We start from the raw sequence: 16,595 nt of genomic DNA, 5'->3' as shown, positions 1-16,595 counted from the left end.
AATGGCAGAGAAATAGGGATACCATTCTCTGCCATTTTTTATAATATTTTAATAGTTGGTGCTGCCAACTTTTTCTTTCAGTCTAAGTAGACAAATCTAGATTATGAGACTTTTAGCTTTGAGCTGCTTGGACAAACCCTAAAGTTAAGCTGTCTTTGGCGAGGAAGTGAGATAAATGATACGCACGTTCCTCAGTTTTCAACAAAATCTTTTCGTATAGATAGCGTGTGCCCCGATCGCCTAAACTCTCTGCTTGAGCGGCTTGGCGACGAATTACGCCAATGATTGCTTGTTCGGCAGCTAGGTCATTTTCCACCATTTGGCGAGAGGAATATACGCCTTCAGATTCTTGCTCAAAACAGGTTAATTCTGCTAATTTGCTGAAGGTAGCTACTGGCACACCACCTAGTCCATCCAAACGTTCTCCAATTTCATGAACGTGGTCTTGTACTTGGTTGTAGCTTTCGTTAAAAAACTCATGCAGAGAATAAAATTCTGAGCCTTCAACTACAAAATGATGCTTTTGGTACTGCAAGTACAGTGCCTGGAAACTAGCTAATATAACGTTAAATCCTTCTGTAACTGGAGCAGTTACACTGCGATCCAGCAACACAGGATTGTCATATACATGACCAAAATTCCGTAACAGAGTTTGCGTTTCAGACATTGTTCTCCTCGTTATTTAGCAATTATAGATTTTAACTGCTTATTCTTTACATATTAACATTTTCACAATAAGAGCAAGCCAATTTGCCATCACAAGATTTTGTATTTTTGTTTACTAAAATTCTTAAGTTTATTGTTTGCTGGATTATGGCAAGCTCATCGAGTTGTGTATCTTTCTCATTACTATTGACATGAAGAGTTAAGTGTGCATACCTACCGAAGGGAGTGAGAGGAGATGGAGGATTAAATACCTCCTTGCCCTAATATTCCTTGTCATTCCCCGGATCTCTCTCATGGGACGATCGCAAGAATTTTATTTTTTTTGCAAAATTAATGAGAATTGTTTGCACTTAAGGTATGCTGGTTTTAAGAGGCTAGACTACTAAGATTTTCAAAAAGCAGGAAGTTAAATGGCCGTAGTTACTACAAGTTTGTTGCACTTTGAGGGCAATTCTCTTGAAATCGTATAGTTCAGAAATAGAAATAAATCACCTTGTAGAGGTGAATTGGGTAGACCGCTGGCAAGTCTATCAACGCTTAGAGGAGTTAGACATTCCCTGTAGTTGTGCGGCTAACCAGCCATTAAAAGTTGAAATTAGCAATCCGACTGCGGCTGTTCAACTTTGGAGTGTAGTACGGCGATTTACAGCCTCTCGTCAAGACCAGATTTGGACTCTTGAGTGTTGCTGGAAAAGTCGCTATCAACAGTTCTAATTTTTAGCTACTGCTGAGAATATCTCGCTTGACAGCTTGTACTAGTTAAAAGGAGGTTAAAAAATGGGTGCATCTCAGAACATGGAAGTATCAGAATTTTGCCTTGAGGGCAGATTTATAGATTTTGTTATTAAAGACGGCTATAAGCTGAAAGGTTTACTGCTAGGTACTCATGAAGGTGAATGCTACGTTAAACTTGCTAAACACTTACGGGCTGCTTTTGATTTGCGGCTACCAGCAGGTACTTGGCTACAAGTTGTTGGTTATAAAGAATACGATATAAAAAAAGACAAAGTTACACTGAAAGCTGAACGTGTGATGGCGGCGCGTTCTGAAACAGCAACAATTCAAACGATCGCAGCACCACAAGAACCTCCATCTATTGATAATGTCAAGGTAAAACCAGCTAAGACTAAGGCCACGATCTTGGTATGTCAAAAGTCTGATTGTATGAAACGCGGTGGTAAAGCAGTTTGTCAGGCGTTAGAGGCGGCTTTAAGCGATCGCGGTTTAGAAGACCAAGTTACAATCAAGGGCACTGGTTGTATGAAGAACTGTAAAGCTGGGCCGAATTTAGTAATGCCAGATAAAACCCGCCATAGCCGAATTCAAGCTGCACAGGTTCCAGCCTTGATGAATCAGCATTTTGGCGACAAAAATTTGTCAGCACAGCCTGAGAATTTAAGGGAAGTAGCGACATCTAATGGCAAACTTTGGGGAAGTAGTTCATAAAATCTTGACATTTGAATGAGAAAGCTTAATAATATCTTCTCAAGTGTGTTCCGTTAATACTCGGCCGTAAAGTCCGCTAGAAGTTTGCAATAAAATCAAAAAACTGGCTTTAATTAAAGGCCAGTTTTTTGAATGAAGAGGATTTTTATTAAGCAATTTTTAACTGGGATGCTCCCATAATTTGGAAAAATTCAATTTATTGGAGCATTGTCATGAGCAACCTCAGAGTCCAACTTCCTGACTCTGTGTACAAAAGTTTGCAGGAACTTGCCAAACAAGACGGCATTTCTATCGATCAGTTTGTGGCGACAGCAGTTGCGGAAAAAATCGCTGCACTCACAACTGAAATTTGTCTAGGGGAGTTAGCCAAGCGAGGCAGTCGAGAAAAATACGACGCAGTGTTAGCGAAAGTACCAGATATTGAACCGGAATCTTACGATCGCTTACCCACACCCTAACAACGTAGTGCAGGTTCTTCACTTTCAGGGGTAATTTTTGCCAAGCTTTTGCAAAAGTTGGGAATGAAGCGATCGCAATACACTTTGTCATGAGTTGGGCAAAGTTGTAAAAGCGTAAGCGTAGCCCGCCGCAGGCATCGCTTCATATTTCGATTGGAAATTACATGACCCCAGCTAGAGAAGACTGCAACAACTGTCGCATAGACGTAGCCTGCACATGGTTAGGGAAGATGGTTAAAAAGTCATTTAGGTCTTGGATTTCTATACGGATATGCTCTAAGGAAGCCCTCTGAGATAAAACATAGCGGTATAACTGCTCTGCTGGTTGATTATATTGAGCAGCCAAATAGTAAAGAGCTAAGTTAAAGGCATTACGCCAGTTTTGAGGATCTTTTTTGTAATGCTCTTTAGCAAGGTTGATGGCAAGTGCTAAATCAGCCCGTGCTTTGTCTGGTTGGTTAAGAGCTAGGTAGGTTAAAGCGCGATCGTACAAATACCAATCATCATCAGAATGTAAGTCAATAGCGCGATTGAAATCTGCAAGAGCTTCATTGTACCGTTTAAGCTGGAGGTAAGTTACACCGCGATGTGCGATCGCCCACTGTTCATTGGGGTCAAGTTCTATGGCACGGTCTAAATCTTTGAGGGCTTCCGTGTAGCACTTCATTAAACGGTAAGTTTCACCTCGGTGTGCTAGCGCCCACTGTTCATTAGGGTCAAGTTCTATAGCGCGGTCTAAATCTTTGAGGGCTTCCGGGTAACGCTCTATTAAACGGTAAGTCTCACCTCGATGTGCCAGCGCCCATTGGTAATTCGGATCGAGTTCTATGGCACGGTCTAAGTTTTTCAGTGCTTCCGCGTAGCATTTCATCAAACAGTAAGTGTCACCTCGAACTGCCAGCGCCCAATGGTCATTAGAATCAAGTTCTATGGCACGGTCTAAGTCTTGAAGCGCTTCTGGGTAACGCTTCGTATAACGGTAAATATTACCTCGATGTGCCAGCGCCCACTGATCGTTGGGGTCAAGTTCTATGGTGCAATCTAAGTCTTGCAATGCTTCGGTGTAACGCTTCATTAAACGGTAGCTTTCACCTCGCCAACCTAAAGCAATTGGTTGCCATTTTACCTGAATGCTGGAATCCTGTAGGATTGAGGTAAACATATCAATAGTAATTTGATATAGCTTTTCATCATAGGCTTTTAACCCATTAGTTAATTGCTCACCCCAACGCTGAACTTCGGCAGAATCCGTGTCTTTACCAGCCTGTATCATTGTTTCTGCCCAACGCTGGGCAAAAGCGGGTTGATTTTTGAGTGCAGCAAGAAATTCATTGAGAGCTACAGATAAATTCCTTTGTGGTGACTGACATAAATTGTGGTACAACACATTTAAAGTGTGACTTTGCCAGCTAGGATCGCACTGTTTTTTCTTTTCCTTTAATTGCAGATCGTTCCGCAGGGTGTTGTAGTAATTTGCCAACTTACTATGTATGTCAGCCCAACCTTGCGGCGATGAAAGGCGTTTGTGGCGTAACATTTGGGTTTTGACGACATCATGATAAGCCCAGCCATCGGTACGTTCATTGACAAAGGATGTTTCTTTTAGCCAAGTAAATAGCTCATCTGCTTCCTCTTCTCCTCTCAACTTAGCTATAACATCCTGGTTCAAGCACCGAGGAATGGCAGCATCGAGAGCAACTTGTCGTCGCTTGGGGTCATCAATCCATTTTAAAAAGCGTTCTACAGCACTACTACTAGGCTCAACTACTTGGTTAGGGTCATTGGGATGAGCATCTGCTAGCATTCCCACCAGCAGGGGAAACTTTCCAGAAAGGCGCAAAATCATTTCAATAATACGAGTGTTGTTAATGCCTTTCCGATTTAGATATTCTTGGGCTTCTTCTTCTGTAAACGGTTCTAGAGGGAAACGAACAAGTAAACCCTCATAAGGTGCCCAATAATTTTTATCTAATTCCTGCCGACCGGCGATTGTTATCAATATATTGAGAGACACTTCACCGTGACGACCCTCCAAGATTTCTCGTAGCCAGTTATCTAGGAATTCTCCAGTGCGTTCATAAGTATCAAGAAACAGAACAACAGTAGTTTTTTCAGCAATTTTAAAAATATCTTGCAAAAATAGCGGTGTTAAAACTTCTTCAGGTTCTTGAACTAAGCGTACCTGGTCTTTATTTGTTATTTTCTTTGCAACATAAGATGACCATTTTCCGGCTTGGGTAGCCAAAGCATCTTCATCTACAAAGTCAAATACAGCACCGGCAACTGGAACTCGACGTGCTAGACGCACACCAGTTTTTAAGACAGTTTTTCCCATAAAAGTCGAAAAGCCTTGAGGAGCTTCTGAATCGGTTTCTAATTCTTGGCGCTTTTGGCGATAAACTTTGTAGTGTTCTGTAAACTGCGTCAGTTTATGCCCTTGCTGTTCTAAATCCTCAGCTAGACGACCCATAACTTCTGGGATACTTTTTTCAGCTTCATCGATATAAGCCGAGATAATTTTTGTTTCATCAGCAATTTTGCGAAACTGCCGTAACAGGGTACTTTTACCAACCCCACCTTGACCCCAAACATTGAATAGAAAACGACGGCAATTGTCTTCCAGAGGTAATGCTAGATTTTGACGAAATAGGTTTACTTGGTCTTCACGACCCACAAAACCTGATTGCTGGCGTTGCTTAAGAATATCTCGTAGACTCTTGGGCTTGTTTTGCTGGTTCATTACGGTATTCAATTTTGAGGTGCTAATGTTTACAGGATAGCTAGTAAATATCTAAGGCGTATTACGGAATTTACTAACTTTTTTTAGGTAATTTTTGCAAATAACCTTGTTTAAAATCAACGTTGACCTTCTGAGGCTCAACGTTGACCTTTTGAGGCTCGATGTTGACCTTCTGAGGCTCAACGTTGACCTTTTGAGGCTCGATGTTGACCTTCTGAGGCTCAACGTTGACCTTCTGAGGCTCGATGTTGACCTTCTGAGGCTCGACGTTGACCTTCTGAGGCTCGACGTTGACCTTCTGAGGCTCGATGTTGACCTTCTGAGGCTCAATGTTGACCTTCTGAGGCTCGACGTTGACCTTCTGAGGCTCAAAAATGCCCTGGCGACTAGAAGTCGCGACTACACAGACAAAACCCGCACTTCTCTACGAGACGCTGCGCGTAGCTTGCTTCCACGTTCGCGCAGCGTGCCGTAGGCAAGTGGTACGACAAGCTTAGTGACCACCTGCGCAGGTTTCAAAAATCTTTGAATACAAAACGCGAAAAGGGCATAACATTGTTATGCCCCTAAAAATGACGTGTATTTTACCAAGTTGACAACTGATATAATTGCCTATTGCAAGTTTTAGCTAACTGGGACTTCGGATTGCTTTTTCTTAGAACGGCGGTTAAACCTGCGTCCCATCTCATCAATTACTGCATCTAAACCTGCGACATCACCGCTAGCTTTGGCATAGCTATAAACTGCTAATGCTGCTGCATACGCTTCACTAGCAGCAGCTATACAGGTATCATCCACCAATTCTTGCAGTTGCGTTAGAGACAACAGCACCGGATACAAGTCCTCATATATTTCCAAGTCCCGGCGCATTTCTTCTAAATCAAAGTAACGAGGCAAAAAGTTAGGGTTTTGTGTTGCCACTTGTAAGGCTTTGCTGACAAAAGCCCGACTTTTATCTCCCATCTTCAGCATTGTTCGCCGATCTTCAGGGGTCAAATCAACCAAAAATGGTAACTTTTCTCTAATTGTAGCGATGGCCTGCATGACTGCTTCTTTATCTGCTGGGGCGAGACTGGCACTGATACGATTTTCTGCCATTTTTAATACTCCTTTAGGGTACTTAGTCTCAGTATTCCCAAAGTTGTAGAAGCGATCGCATTCATCAGAGGGGAACACTCAAAAATACTTACAATTGTTAATTGTCAATTCTGCCCTTGAATTTATAATTTTTTAAAATAGTGTCTAAAAATATTCGCTCACCCGTCATGTGTTAATTTCAGGCTGACGTTTTGGTGTGCCATAGAGGTAATGATCGTGTTGACTTGCCCAATCTTCGGGTGCATCAACTGTCCCTGTTAAATCTTCTAATACATCCCACACATCAGCCACTTAGTTTCAGATGAGTTAATATCCTCAGAAACAATGGTAATCACATAGCGTTTATTCGGTTCTGAATCAGGTGGAATATCTGGACGCAAAACAGAACCATCAAATGTAACCGTTAAAATTTTGCTTATTGTTCTATTTCTCCTAACCGCTAATCACCGCGATCGCATCAATCTCTACCAACACATCTTTAGGTAAGCGCGATACCTGCACACAAGCCCGCGCTGGGGCTGTATTTTCCGGGAAATATTTAGCATATACGGCATTCACCGCCGCAAAATCATTCATATCAGCCAAAAATACAGTGGTCTTCACCACATCTTCAAAAGTCGCACCAGCTGCTGTGAGAATAGCTTCAAGGTTAGCTAATACCTGCTCAGTTTGCTTTTTGACATCATCAGTGTAGACGACATCACCAAGGCGGGGATCGATGGCAATTTGTCCAGCGATGAATACAAATTGACCTGAAGCTGCGATCGCTTGATTATAAGGGCCCACTGGTGCGGGTGCGTTATCAGTATTAATTACTTTACGGGTCATAGATATTACTTTCTCTAACGATGTTTCCTGTTTACCGATTTTCGCTTCAGCTGCGATCGGTTTGTAGACTTCTCCATCTGGCATTATCGCACCAGTTAGGTCTGCATCTTGAAGATTAGCTCCGTAAATGTTAGCTCCAGTTAGGTCAGCTTTTCTAAGATTTGCTCCGTTCAGATTTGCGTTCATCAAATCTACTTTTTGCAGTTCTGCTTTTTCTAAATTTGTCTTTTTGAGACAAGCTTTTCTGAAATTTACATTTATGAGCTTTGCTGCACCTAGATCAGCCTCAGCCAGATTCATATCAGACAAATCCTTTTGAGATAAAATAACACCCCTAATCTTGGCTCCTTGGAAATTGGCATCTTTGAGTTTCACAGTAGATAAATCTACCTGACTAAAATCAGAGCCAACTAAATTAGCTCGACTTAAATCAGCACTCTTCAAGCTGGATCTAACGACTTTTGTTTCATTCAATGATGCATCAGTCAAGTTTGCGGAGTCGAGTATGGTATCACTCAAGTCAGCATTATTTAGGTTGGCGTTACTAAAGTTAGCACTACTCAAATTCGCTTTACTCAAATTGGCATTATCCAAATTAGCATTAGTAAAATTGGCACTATTCATGACTGCTTCACTAAAGTTTGTATTCTTTAAGTTAGCGTTACTTAAGTTTCCACTACTTATATTTGCCTTACTTAAGTCAGCACCGCTCAAATCTGCCCAAGTTAAATTTAAACGAGAATTTTCCGCTAAACCACTCAAATTTGCACCTGTCAAAGATGCCCTAGTGAGGTTAGTGTTTTGAAGTAATCCCTTACTTAGATTGGCATCATTCAAATCTGCTCCCGTCAAATCCGCACCTGTCAGGTCTATCCCCTTCAGATTTACACCTTTGAGGTCTAGTCCTCTAAGATTTTCGTTATGAAACTTTCGTTGACCTTGTGCGTATTGTTTTAAAAGTTCCTCAGCATCCATAATGCACCTTTAAATACCACTGACACAGTATAATCACAAAAGCTTTGTGTCACAGGTATTGCTCTCTTTTCTTCCTTCGCGCCTTCGCGGTTCGTTCCTCTTACCCCAACCTCGGACGTATCCCATAATGCCGATATCGCCAGTAATCCCGCAAAATGCGATCGTGGTCAAAACATAAATTACCAGGCACGCGCCAATACTCAAAAATGCCTACACCCTTAGCATCATCCCCAGCCTGTGGTTCACCCTTAGCTGTCGCCAAAAACACAATACTAATCGTATGCTGACGCGGATCGCGATTTGGGTCAGAATATACCAGTAATTGTTCAACTAATTCCACCTGTAAACCCGTCTCTTCCTCAGCTTCTCGCCGCGCCGCCACTTCCACAGCTTCGCCATAATCTACAAAACCACCAGGAATAGCCCAACCTAAAGGTAGATTATGTCTTTCAATTAACACTATTGGCCGATGAGGTCGATCTACTAGTTCAATGATGATATCAACTGTCGGTGTAGGATTTCGGTAAGTCATAGTTATTTAGTCATTAGTCATTAGTCATTGGTCATTGGTCACTTGTACTGAGCGTAGCCGAAGTATTAGTCATTGGTTATTCCCAAAGGACAAATGACAAAAGACAAATGACAAACAAAATGAGTTTACTTGATTTCCCCTGCAAATACCGTTCAGTGATAAATTCGATGCGATTGCATCGTGTCTCGATCAGATAACTGCTCCCTCTCATAATTCAGGTTACTTATGCCTTTTCCTAGATCCAGTGGCATTTTGCTGCATCCTACCTCCTTTCCCAGTCGATTTGGCATTGGGGATTTAGGCTTAGAAGCCTATCGCTTCATTGATTTTCTTAAAGAGAGCCATCAACAATATTGGCAAGTTTTACCACTAGGCCCCACTGGATACGGCAATTCTCCGTATATGTGCTACTCGGCAATGGCAGGAAATCCTCTGCTAATTAGCCCAGAAAAACTCTTAGAAGAAGGTTTACTATCTGAAGAAGACTTTGCTAATTTACCAGGATTTCCGGTAGAAAAGGTAGATTTCGATCGGGTTGTACCGATTAAGACTGGGCTACTCAAAAAAGCCTGTGACAACTTTAGAACCAATGCTACGCCTATCCAGCAGAAAGAGTTTGCAGGTTTTTGCGACAGTAAAGCCTATTGGCTGGATAATTACGCCTTATTTATGGCGCTGAAAGATGCCAATGAGAATGCAAACTGGCACGCATGGAAACCAGAATTTGTCAAGCGCGATCCCCAAGCATTGGAGCAAGCACAGCATCGGCTCAATGGAGAAATTTATTATTACAAATTCGTCCAATTTGAGTTTTTCCGCCAGTGGTCTGACCTCAAAAGTTACGCTAATATGCGCGGCATTGATATTATTGGCGATATCCCCATTTACGTATCTCATGACAGCGCTGACGTGTGGGCGCATCCCGACATCTTTTGCTTAGACGAAGAGACAGGAGCTGCTGCCCAAATGGCAGGAGTTCCACCAGATTACTTTAGCGCCACCGGTCAATTGTGGGGAAACCCGGTTTATAACTGGGAGGAATTGCAAAAACAAGATTTTAAATGGTGGGTACAGCGCTTTGAGGCAATGCTGGATTATGTAGATATAATTCGCATTGACCACTTCCGGGGCTTTGAGGCTTATTGGTCTGTGCCCCAAGGTGAAGAAACTGCCATGAATGGTAAATGGGTGGAAGCGCCTGGAGATGCTTTTTTTGCAGCGATTAGGGAGAAGTTGGGCAAGCTACCCGTTTTGGCAGAAGATTTGGGAGTAATTACACCAGAGGTAGAAGCGCTCCGAGACAAGTATGAGTTTCCTGGGATGAAAGTTTTGCAGTTTGCCTTTGGTTCCGATCCTGCTAATCCATTCTTACCATTCAATTACCCGCGAAATGCTGTAGTTTATACTGGCACTCACGATAATGACACAACTGTAGGCTGGTTCAATTCAGCTAATGACAACGAAAAGCATAACTTATGGCTTTATTTAGGTTGTATTAGTCCTGAAGGCATCCAATGGGATTTAATTCGCCTAGCTTTGAGTTCTATAGCCAACCAAGCGATTATTCCTTTGCAAGATGTTTTGGGATTAGGAAATGAAGCGCGGATGAATTTTCCTAGTGTTGCAGAGGGTAACTGGGAGTGGCGCTATCAAGCAGGAGCGTTAACAGACGAATTACGCGATCGCTTAAAAGTTCTTACCAAACTCAATGGACGCGCCCCAGAAGCACAATAAGCTAGTTGTTGAGCAGGGAAGCAGGGGGAGATGGGTAAAAGAAGGCAGACAAGGAAGACAAGGGAGAGGGAAGAGTAAATGCTTCCTTTTCCTCCTTTTCTCCTTGTCCCCCTTATCCTTCTCATCTCCCACAATCTTTTTGTTCTCTATGAGACGCTGCGCGTAGCTTGCTTCTCTGTAAGAGTACAATTTTGAATTTTGTTAGCGCAGCGTTAGCGAGTCCGCGTTCGCGCAGCGTCTCGTAGAGAGCGTCATTTTGAATTGATTTCTCCTTCATCTCAAAACTTAGGCTTGGCAGCAATCCTAACTTCTTCCTCTTTCCCTGGTTCTCCCATTTCCTTAGCTTTCTCTTGATTGACGCTCACCAACACACCACCAGCATTATCAGTTTTCACTGTCAGTTGCTCTTGGGCTTTCCAAACTCGGTGAGTTCCCTCTGGCAGGATACCCTCAAACTCGGTTTTGCCATCGGCTACTACACGAATCCAAGATGAGGCTTTCAAAGTCACACCAACCTGTACAACTTGTCCCTTTTGAACACCACTTAGGGTATCGCTGACAGGTTGTACCTGCGTTGACTCTTTTAGTTGAGCTAGTTCTGGTTTGACAACAGATTTTTGTTTTGGATATTGCTGGTTTGGGCTATTACTTGCTTGTAGTAACGCGTTATTTAATAACTGAGATAACCCATTTACAGAACATACTATTAGCAATATGTAAAGAAAGTAAAGATGAATTGGACGTAGTTGAGCCAAGGGTGAATTACTCCCCCTACTCAGAGGGCTAACTTGTGCAGAACTGATTGGAAAAGTGCCAGAAAATTCTACTCCATTCAAGCCTAGTGCATCGGCAAATTGTCTGATTAAACCCTGAATATAGACTGGTTCTGGTAGATCGTTTAAATTACCTTCTTCGATCGCCTGCAATAATCGTCGGGGAATCCGAGTCAATGCAACCACTTGCTCTAGAGATAAACCCTGTTCTTGACGTAATGCCCAAAGTTGAGCGCCTAACTCTGCCAACTTTTCGGCTCGTTGTTGCTCTAATGAAAGTGATGGCTGGTGCTTATTCTTCTTTCTTAGCCATTTCATGCCTACTGACACTCCTTAACTCCACTGAATCAATAATTAGGTTGCGTTATCTGATCTTGCAAAAAGTGAATCTCACGATCTTTGAGGGAACGATATTTACCCTCTGATAAAAAGGGTTCCTTTGGAGTTTGTAATTGAATTGGGCCGATAGCAGTCCGATGCAGCTTGATTACTGGGTATCCTAACTGTTGAGCTATACGGCGAATTTGGCGATTTCTTCCCTCCTGCAACACTATTTCTAAAACGCTTTCCTCGGTACGACGTTCGATTACGCGTACCTTAGCGACCCTGGTTTTTCTACCCTCCAACATCACACCTTGACGCCACGTCTGTAGTACTGTTTCTGGAGGATGTCCTTTGACCAAAACATGATATGTCTTGGAAATACTGTGACGTGGATGGGTTAGCCCAAATGTCAGTTCTCCGTCATTAGTCAGGATTAATGCTCCTGTCGAGTCTGCATCTAGACGGCCAACTGGGTGAATACCTGAACCCTCCCGTAATTCTTTCGGTAGTAGATCCAGGACTGTTGGTCTGCGATGAGGGTCGTAGCAAGTAGAAACCACTCCCGCTGGTTTGTGCAGCAATAGATATATTAAAGCCGGACGCTGCTTTTCGGATACAGGCTGACCATCTATTGCGATCGCATCTTTTTCGGGATCGACTTTTTGACCTAAATGTGCCAATACCCCATTAATCCGCACCCGTGACTGCCTAATCATTTCTTCGGCTTCACGACGTGAGGCGATACCCCATTGAGCAAGAATTTTTTGTAACCGTACCTCCATGTGGAAATTGCTTATTTACTGTTATCAATTAAATGATATTTGCATTTTGTAGCGAGTAGGCATAAATGTTACATTTAAAGCTTATTTAATTTCGGTTCGGTTGTTGAGCAAATACCCCTAAACAGATTGGTTAAATGCCAGAGCAAAATCCCCAAACAACAAGTGGAAATAAAATCCGCATAATTACGCAGGTACTCACAACAGCAGTCAAGCTCTGGTTGAGAGCGCAGGTCAGCCAAATATCGGAATTAGAAGTGGAGATTAAAGCTAGCGATCGCCAACTTTTCTCTGGACGCATTCCTTCGGTATCTGTTTTTGCAACTCATGCAGTTTATCAAGGTCTCCTAATTACACAAATTCAATTAATAGCAGAAAATATTCGGGTAAATATCGGTTCAGTACTCAAGGGAAAACCTCTAAGGCTGTTAGAAATAGTACCAGTGGTTGGTGATTTGATCGTAGACGAGAAGGATCTGAATGCTTCTCTCTCATCAGACTTATTATCGACTGCTTTGAGCGATCTCTTGGTTAAGGTTTTACCAAAAGATTATCCTCAGTCACAACCAATCAAGTGGCAAGAAATTCTCCTTGGGAACAACCAAATTATACTGCGAGGTTTGAGAGTAACCAATAGCGAAACAACGCCTTTAGAAATTTGTCTAGGTTTACAATTACTCAGTGGACATGAGTTGCAACTGGTACATATCCCAATCAAGCGCGATCGGGAAGATATATTAAAGGACAATTATGAGTACAATCTGGATCTTGGCTCAGATGTTGATATCGAAGAATTAACGCTGATCCCAGGAAAGCTAGTATGTCGTGGGCGGATTAACGTTAACCCTTGACGATCGCAAATTAAAAAATATTAATAGCCTATTTTAAATAATGTGGCGTCTATTGCGGAGCAGGGGAGCAGGGGAGCACAGGAGCAGGGGAGAATAACCAATGCCCAATGCCCAATGCCCCATGCCCAATGCCCAATGCCCAACTCACCTATTTAGCAAGTAGTGGCAAAAGTAATGTCACAAAATAGTAAACCAAAGGTGCAGTAAAAATATAACTATCGGTACGGTCTAAAATACCACCATGACCGGGGATTAACTGCCCAGAATCTTTAACTCCAGCATCTCGCTTGAGCATAGATTCTGTGAGATCCCCTAAAAGACTAGCAATACCAATCAGCAAACCTAATGCTAAACCTGTGAAGGGGGATTTGGGCAAGTGAAGATAATAGGCTCCTGCTATGGCTACGGCAACACTTGAAGTAATACCAAAGACAGCACCTTCAACAGTTTTTTTCGGGCTAATGTCAGACAAACGGGTTTTTCCAAAGAATTTGCCAATGGTGTAAGCACCGATATCAGCTGCCCAAATACACAAAAAAGTCAGTAGTGTGGCTGTAAAACCTTGTGCTAAAGAAGCGGAATTTGCCTTTTCCCAGAAATCTGTCCAGGTTGTGGGCCAGTAACCTCCGAAAGGGAGATTACTAAAAGCAGCGCTATCAATTGCTCGTAACCGCACCCAGTAACTTGGTAAATAACCGACGTAAAATAGCCCCATAATAGAAGCGGAAACATCAGCGATCGTGGCAAATTTGGGTTGAAACAGCAGGTAAAAACAAATAAGTGTGCCAGCTATTGGCATCACAGCATCAGCTAAACTGCCATCAAGGGTACAAATCACTAGCAATACTTGGCTGACAGCCATAGTGGTTTTAGCTGCTGGAGCGATGCCTCTGGCTCGCACCAAATTAAAATATTCCTGTTGACCCAAAAAGATGATGACCGCAAAGATGATGGTAAAGTACCAACCCCCCAAAAGGGTTGCGGAAAGAGCAAGAGCGATCGCAACAATTCCACTTATAATCCGAGACCAAGGCATAGAAGTATTTTGGATTTTGGATTTTGGATTTTGGATTAGAGATTAGGTATTCGAGATTAGGGATTGGTAATTGTGGCTTGGTTTCTGATGACATATCACCTAAATCCCCAATCTAAAATCTAAAATCGTTCGACTGAGCGACTTGCCTTGAGCGAAGTCGAAAGGAGCCGAAGTCTAAAATCTAAAATCTTTTTGATTTAGTCTAGTTTCTCACCACTGAGGATAAAAATGGGATCGACGGCGGTAAAGGTTTGAGAAAAGCCGCGTGTCTCTAGGCGGTTAACCGCAGATTGGACGACTTCGATATTTCTAGCCCTTAATAGGGAAAAGCTTTGGGAAATAGCATACAGACTTTCTAGATTAGCAGCTGTGGCTACAACCCGACCGGATGGAGGCAAATAATGCCAAGCTGCTTGCAGAATTTCTTGAATGGGGCGACCTCCCTCGATACAAACACGGTGAGGGGTAATTTTGAGGTCATGTAAACACTCTGGGGCGCTGCCTTCAACAACTTCGACATTTTTCACATCAAAGCGATCGCAGTTACGCTTGATCAGATTAGCTACTTCTTCATCCCTTTCGATAGCGATAATCTGTCCGCCTGGACACAATAGCCCCACCTCTACCGGAATTGTACCCGTTCCTGCACCAATATCCCACAACACGGAATCTGATTTGAGCCGCAGTTGGGCAATCAATAGCAGTCGAACTTCTCGCTGGCTCAGGGGAATTCCTGGCAAATGCTCAAATAAGTCATCGGGAATACCTGGGGTAATATAAGGCCAAAGTTGGGAGGGCATAGAATTACGCAATTATACTAAAGATATCGATTTGCCAAATTGAAAAGCTATCAGCTATAAAACTTTTCAACCGTAGCATTACAAGAAAACATAATGATTGGTGAAATATTAGGCGATCGCTACGAAGTTCAGCAGCTATTAGGAAAAAAAGCAGGGCGGCGGACGCTATTAGCTCGTGATTTGCAAACTCAAAAATTAGTTGTCATTAAATTACTCTCTTTTAGTAGTGACTTTGAGTGGGATTCACTCAAGTTGTTTGAGCGAGAAGCCGAAACTTTAAAAAACCTAGCACATCCCTCAATTCCTGGCTATTTAAACTATTTTGAGGTAAATTTACCAACCATCAAAGGATTTGCTCTAGTACAAAGTTATATCCCTGCACAAACTTTAGAGCAATGTTTACAAACTGGGCGGACTTTTACGGAAGCTGAAGTCAAACAGATAGCCAAAGCAATTTTAGAGATTCTCGTTTACCTACATGAACTACACCCGCCTGTAATTCACCGTGATATTAAGCCTAGCAATATTTTATTGGGGGAGCGCTCTGGCAATAGTGTCGGTCAAGTGTATTTGGTAGATTTTGGCTCAGTGCAGACAGTCCTGGCTAGCGAAATCGGCACAAGAACTGTGGTAGGAACCTATGGCTATATGCCACCAGAGCAATTTGGCGGACGCACTGTTGCAGCATCAGACCTTTACAGTTTAGGTGCAACTTTAATTTACTTGGTGACGGGTACTCACCCAGCCGATTTGCCCCAAAAGGATTTTCGTATTCAGTTTGAACAACTAGCTAATCTCAGTCCCAGCTTTAGCAATTGGTTAAAGTGGATGATTGAACCTAGTTTAGAACGGCGTTTGAGTTCTGCTGAACAAGCGATGTCTACGACGGGCTCCGCCTACGCAGCTTTAGAGAAACCACAACCGACAAACTTGCCTACTTTAGTTGTTGGCAAACCAGATGGGAGTAAGATTCAATTAACCAAAAATGGAGATTCTCTAGAAATTATCGTTCCACCATCTGGTTTCGATCCATCAATAATATTTACAGGTTTATTTGCGATCGTTTGGAATTCATTTATCTTATTTTGGACAATTGGCGCACTCTCAGCACCTTTTCCTATCAACATCCCCTTTGCGTTGTTTTCACTTCCATTTTGGGGTGCTGGCTTTATGATGGTGTATAAATTTTTCTTTCATTTATTTGGACGCATCTGCTTACGCCTGAATCCCGAACAAATTGCCCTAACCTGGGAGTTGTTTGCTTGGAAATTTTATCGTCCTCGTGCATCGCCAAGACAAAGTATTAATAAATTAGTTTACATTCCCAAACATTTTACGAAAGATTCTGAAGGCACGAGAATTGCCGTTCCCGCACAATTGGATATTTGGGTAGGAGTAAAAAAATATCAACTTGGTGGTAGTGATGGTGCAATTAAATCTGAAGCGGAACTGGAATGGCTAGCTCAGGAATTAAGCGATTGGTTGGGTTTGCCAATTACCAATCCAATGAGAAGTTAGTTGAGCTAGCGATCGCTTACATTGAAAAGCCATAAGA

The 16,595-nt window shown here is 42.5% G+C and carries 17 protein-coding genes; 7 read left to right on the top strand and 10 right to left on the bottom strand.

Going from position 1 to position 16,595, the window contains the following annotated elements:
* Positions 1 to 112: 112 nt before the first annotated feature.
* Positions 113 to 667, bottom strand: coding sequence for a Dps family protein (locus V7K53_RS11110; RefSeq protein WP_094331591.1), 555 nt, complete (start codon positions 665 to 667; stop codon positions 113 to 115).
* 455 nt (positions 668 to 1,122) lie between these two features.
* Between V7K53_RS11110 and V7K53_RS11105 the strand changes: the two genes are divergently transcribed.
* The 3 genes from V7K53_RS11105 (at position 1,123) to V7K53_RS11095 (ending at position 2,570) form a co-directional block, all read left to right on the top strand.
* On the top strand, positions 1,123 to 1,380 hold the full coding sequence (locus tag V7K53_RS11105) for an Asr1405/Asl0597 family protein (RefSeq protein ID WP_099102114.1): 258 nt from the start codon (positions 1,123 to 1,125) through the stop codon (positions 1,378 to 1,380).
* Positions 1,381 to 1,443: 63 nt separating this feature from the next.
* Entirely contained in the window at positions 1,444 to 2,112 is a 669-nt protein-coding gene (locus V7K53_RS11100) for a (2Fe-2S) ferredoxin domain-containing protein (protein WP_335197564.1), read from the top strand.
* A gap of 212 nt (positions 2,113 to 2,324) precedes the next feature.
* Positions 2,325 to 2,570: a toxin-antitoxin system HicB family antitoxin gene (locus V7K53_RS11095; protein ID WP_335197562.1), complete on the top strand. Its 246-nt coding sequence runs from the start codon at positions 2,325 to 2,327 to the stop codon at positions 2,568 to 2,570.
* A gap of 160 nt (positions 2,571 to 2,730) precedes the next feature.
* On the opposite strand, the gene V7K53_RS11090 is transcribed toward V7K53_RS11095, so the two are convergent.
* Entirely contained in the window at positions 2,731 to 5,310 is a 2,580-nt protein-coding gene (locus tag V7K53_RS11090; RefSeq protein WP_335197560.1) for a tetratricopeptide repeat protein, read from the bottom strand.
* 106 nt (positions 5,311 to 5,416) lie between these two features.
* On the opposite strand from V7K53_RS11090, the gene V7K53_RS11085 reads away from it, so the two are divergent.
* Positions 5,417 to 5,785: a hypothetical protein gene (locus tag V7K53_RS11085; protein WP_335197559.1), complete on the top strand. Its 369-nt coding sequence runs from the start codon at positions 5,417 to 5,419 to the stop codon at positions 5,783 to 5,785.
* A gap of 149 nt (positions 5,786 to 5,934) precedes the next feature.
* On the opposite strand, the gene V7K53_RS11080 is transcribed toward V7K53_RS11085, so the two are convergent.
* From V7K53_RS11080 to V7K53_RS11065, 4 genes are all read right to left on the bottom strand, one after another.
* Positions 5,935 to 6,408, bottom strand: coding sequence for a hypothetical protein (locus V7K53_RS11080; RefSeq protein WP_099100284.1), 474 nt, complete (start codon positions 6,406 to 6,408; stop codon positions 5,935 to 5,937).
* 165 nt (positions 6,409 to 6,573) lie between these two features.
* Positions 6,574 to 6,699 carry a hypothetical protein gene (locus tag V7K53_RS11075; protein ID WP_335191087.1) on the bottom strand — a complete coding sequence of 42 codons (126 nt, stop codon included), beginning with the start codon at positions 6,697 to 6,699 and terminating at the stop codon, positions 6,574 to 6,576.
* A gap of 141 nt (positions 6,700 to 6,840) precedes the next feature.
* On the bottom strand, positions 6,841 to 8,211 hold the full coding sequence (locus tag V7K53_RS11070; protein WP_335197558.1) for a Rid family detoxifying hydrolase: 1,371 nt from the start codon (positions 8,209 to 8,211) through the stop codon (positions 6,841 to 6,843).
* A 100-nt stretch (positions 8,212 to 8,311) separates the two neighbouring features.
* Positions 8,312 to 8,743, bottom strand: coding sequence for an NUDIX hydrolase (locus tag V7K53_RS11065; protein WP_335197557.1), 432 nt, complete (start codon positions 8,741 to 8,743; stop codon positions 8,312 to 8,314).
* Between the two features lie 225 nt (positions 8,744 to 8,968).
* Here V7K53_RS11065 and malQ point away from each other — a divergent pair, with 225 nt between their 5' ends.
* A complete protein-coding gene (gene malQ / locus V7K53_RS11060; RefSeq protein ID WP_335197556.1) occupies positions 8,969 to 10,477 on the top strand; it encodes a 4-alpha-glucanotransferase in 1,509 nt (502 codons plus the stop codon).
* A 278-nt stretch (positions 10,478 to 10,755) separates the two neighbouring features.
* Here malQ and V7K53_RS11055 read toward each other — a convergent pair whose 3' ends face one another.
* Both V7K53_RS11055 and V7K53_RS11050 read right to left on the bottom strand, forming a co-directional pair.
* Positions 10,756 to 11,568 (bottom strand): helix-turn-helix domain-containing protein, encoded by an 813-nt coding sequence (locus V7K53_RS11055; protein WP_335197555.1) that lies wholly within the window; start codon positions 11,566 to 11,568, stop codon positions 10,756 to 10,758.
* Positions 11,569 to 11,597: 29 nt separating this feature from the next.
* Positions 11,598 to 12,356, bottom strand: a complete 759-nt coding sequence (locus V7K53_RS11050; protein ID WP_335197554.1) for a pseudouridine synthase — start codon at positions 12,354 to 12,356, stop codon at positions 11,598 to 11,600.
* Positions 12,357 to 12,490: 134 nt separating this feature from the next.
* Here V7K53_RS11050 and V7K53_RS11045 point away from each other — a divergent pair, with 134 nt between their 5' ends.
* A complete protein-coding gene (locus V7K53_RS11045; RefSeq protein ID WP_335197552.1) occupies positions 12,491 to 13,204 on the top strand; it encodes an LmeA family phospholipid-binding protein in 714 nt (237 codons plus the stop codon).
* Between the two features lie 148 nt (positions 13,205 to 13,352).
* On the opposite strand, the gene V7K53_RS11040 is transcribed toward V7K53_RS11045, so the two are convergent.
* Complete coding sequence (locus V7K53_RS11040; protein ID WP_335197551.1) at positions 13,353 to 14,240, bottom strand: phosphatidate cytidylyltransferase; 888 nt, start codon at positions 14,238 to 14,240, stop codon at positions 13,353 to 13,355.
* A 197-nt stretch (positions 14,241 to 14,437) separates the two neighbouring features.
* The gene (cbiT, locus tag V7K53_RS11035) at positions 14,438 to 15,040 is read right to left on the bottom strand and encodes a precorrin-6Y C5,15-methyltransferase subunit CbiT (protein ID WP_335197550.1); all 603 of its coding nucleotides are present in this window, start codon (positions 15,038 to 15,040) and stop codon (positions 14,438 to 14,440) included.
* Positions 15,041 to 15,133: 93 nt separating this feature from the next.
* On the opposite strand from cbiT, the gene V7K53_RS11030 reads away from it, so the two are divergent.
* Positions 15,134 to 16,558: a serine/threonine protein kinase gene (locus tag V7K53_RS11030; protein WP_335197549.1), complete on the top strand. Its 1,425-nt coding sequence runs from the start codon at positions 15,134 to 15,136 to the stop codon at positions 16,556 to 16,558.
* Positions 16,559 to 16,595: the final 37 nt, after the last annotated feature.

The organism is Nostoc sp. (assembly GCF_036917355.1).
GTDB lineage: Bacteria > Cyanobacteriota > Cyanobacteriia > Cyanobacteriales > Nostocaceae > Nostoc.
The sequence above is the reverse complement of the archived record's forward strand: the minus strand, read 5'-3'. Positions and strand labels throughout refer to the sequence as shown.

Bases quoted from the DNA above. Each gene is read 5' to 3' on its own strand.
- V7K53_RS11110 (WP_094331591.1), bottom strand. From the start codon at position 667: ATGTCTGAAACGCAAACTCTGTTACGGAATTTTGGTCATGTATATGAC.
- V7K53_RS11100 (WP_335197564.1), top strand. From the start codon at position 1,444: ATGGGTGCATCTCAGAACATGGAAGTATCAGAATTTTGCCTTGAGGGC.
- V7K53_RS11095 (WP_335197562.1), top strand. From the start codon at position 2,325: ATGAGCAACCTCAGAGTCCAACTTCCTGACTCTGTGTACAAAAGTTTG.
- V7K53_RS11090 (WP_335197560.1), bottom strand. From the start codon at position 5,310: ATGAACCAGCAAAACAAGCCCAAGAGTCTACGAGATATTCTTAAGCAA.
- V7K53_RS11080 (WP_099100284.1), bottom strand. From the start codon at position 6,408: ATGGCAGAAAATCGTATCAGTGCCAGTCTCGCCCCAGCAGATAAAGAA.
- V7K53_RS11070 (WP_335197558.1), bottom strand. From the start codon at position 8,211: ATGGATGCTGAGGAACTTTTAAAACAATACGCACAAGGTCAACGAAAG.
- V7K53_RS11065 (WP_335197557.1), bottom strand. From the start codon at position 8,743: ATGACTTACCGAAATCCTACACCGACAGTTGATATCATCATTGAACTA.
- malQ (WP_335197556.1), top strand. From the start codon at position 8,969: ATGCCTTTTCCTAGATCCAGTGGCATTTTGCTGCATCCTACCTCCTTT.
- V7K53_RS11055 (WP_335197555.1), bottom strand. From the start codon at position 11,568: ATGAAATGGCTAAGAAAGAAGAATAAGCACCAGCCATCACTTTCATTA.
- V7K53_RS11050 (WP_335197554.1), bottom strand. From the start codon at position 12,356: ATGGAGGTACGGTTACAAAAAATTCTTGCTCAATGGGGTATCGCCTCA.
- V7K53_RS11045 (WP_335197552.1), top strand. From the start codon at position 12,491: ATGCCAGAGCAAAATCCCCAAACAACAAGTGGAAATAAAATCCGCATA.
- V7K53_RS11040 (WP_335197551.1), bottom strand. From the start codon at position 14,240: ATGCCTTGGTCTCGGATTATAAGTGGAATTGTTGCGATCGCTCTTGCT.
- cbiT (WP_335197550.1), bottom strand. From the start codon at position 15,040: ATGCCCTCCCAACTTTGGCCTTATATTACCCCAGGTATTCCCGATGAC.
- V7K53_RS11030 (WP_335197549.1), top strand. From the start codon at position 15,134: ATGATTGGTGAAATATTAGGCGATCGCTACGAAGTTCAGCAGCTATTA.